The organism is Photobacterium sp. NCIMB 13483, assembly GCF_003025475.1.
Classification (GTDB): domain Bacteria; phylum Pseudomonadota; class Gammaproteobacteria; order Enterobacterales; family Vibrionaceae; genus Photobacterium; species Photobacterium piscicola.
Window position 1 is genome coordinate 1 of record NZ_PYLV01000073.1, and the last position, 522, is coordinate 522.

The 522-nt window shown below is 37.9% G+C and carries 1 pseudogene; it reads right to left on the reverse strand.

Features of this window, described 5'->3' with window-relative positions:
• Window positions 1-165 precede the first annotated feature (165 nt).
• A pseudogene (locus C9I86_RS19960) lies at window positions 166-522 on the reverse strand (putrescine-ornithine antiporter); the annotation flags it as partial.

Sequence of the window (522 nt, forward strand, 5' to 3'; positions counted from 1 at the left end):
TATGAAAAATTAAAAGGCCTGACCGAATATTTTAGAAAGGGAATAAATAATACTGTTTATTAATAGTGATAATTAATTGTCAGTGTATTTATTATTTATTCCCATTTCCGTTCTAGTTAGTTATTAATAAATTGCTTTAGTATCGAATTTATTAAATCTTTAAAATTAGTTTGCTTTCACTTCTGGCTTAGTATCACGAGCTGCGATGAAGCCGTAGAAGATGTAGCCAAGCAGTGTCAGGATAGTACCGCCGAATACGGCTGTCGCACCACAAGCGTACACACCGTAGATGCTGTATAGAACCGCTAATGTACCCACGGTTGCACCAAGACGGTATTGCTTTTGAGATACCATGTTCTTGCGAAGTAGTACTTCAAGGCCAGTCATCGATAGGATGTAAGGTACCATGTTAATGAATACGGCTAGGTTCAATAGTGCGTTGAACTGACTGATCAAGTTAGGAGAGATAGTCATTACTGCTAGTAGAATCTCAGCCGCAAGCATGATTAACATACCTGCAAT